This window comes from Streptomyces carpinensis (assembly GCF_002154505.1).
In the GTDB taxonomy this organism is placed as follows: domain Bacteria; phylum Actinomycetota; class Actinomycetes; order Streptomycetales; family Streptomycetaceae; genus Streptomyces; species Streptomyces carpinensis.
Genome location: NZ_MUBM01000714.1, coordinates 1 through 828, shown reverse-complemented (window position 1 = coordinate 828; position 828 = coordinate 1). Strand labels below are relative to the sequence as shown.

Annotated in this window: 1 protein-coding gene; it reads right to left on the bottom strand. The window is 68.7% G+C overall.

The features are described from left to right. Positions 1–354 precede the first annotated feature (354 nt). Positions 355–729, bottom strand: coding sequence for a hypothetical protein (locus BZY54_RS48225; protein WP_143668448.1), 375 nt, complete (start codon positions 727–729; stop codon positions 355–357). Between the last annotated feature and the right edge of the window lie 99 nt (positions 730–828).

Sequence of the window (828 nt, the reverse complement as noted above, 5' to 3'; positions counted from 1 at the left end):
TGGGGGTGGCCCGGGGGCTGGAGCTGATGTAGGAGTGGCCGGCGGGTCCGGTGACGGGGCGCTCGCGGAAGTAGCGGGCGAGCGTGGCGAGGCGGCTTGCGGCGCTGTCGTCTGCTGTGTTGTCGTGCATTGGCGTCCCCGTCCCCTTGGCGGCCTCCAGGGGGCGCGGATCGTCCGTACAGCGTGTGCAGGGGCGCGCGCCGGAGGCCGGAAGCGTTCTCTCCGGGTCATTCCGGACGCCCCATCTTGGCACGGGTGCGGCTGGAGTTGAACGGATAGTTTCAAATGATCAGCGGTGTGTGTCGGGTCCGTTGGTCAGCCGCACCCGTCAAACGGTATGAACCCCCGGCATATTCAGACAAGCCGTGGTGCTGCCTTCATCCCCTCGATCAGCGCGCCGAGTTCGGACAGCTGCTCGGAGGTGATGATGTCCATGGCCTCGGCTCCCTCGAGGGCTCGCCCCACGATCGCCAGGGTCCGTAGGTAGACGAGCGCGGTCTCCTCGTCGCTGAGGGTCCGGTCGATGTCGTTGAACGCGCGCTCCGCCTGTTCCGCGAACAGGGCCTGCGGATCGGGGCCGGGGCGGGGCTGGTCGTGGTCGGTCACTGTCGTCCACCGTCCCCTGGTCGAGGCCGCCGTCTTTCCGCGGCGCCTGGTGATATCGATTACGGCCGCCTCGCCCGGTGTGTTCAGCCCGGGAGGGATGGGGGTGGCGGGTTCTGCGGACATGGGGCGTCTCCGCTCCTCCGGCAGAAATGTTCGGGAAGGTCATGCCTGCCCTGTCGGCGTTGGGCGGGCATGTCCCGCTGTGCGGCTGCCAGTCCGGAC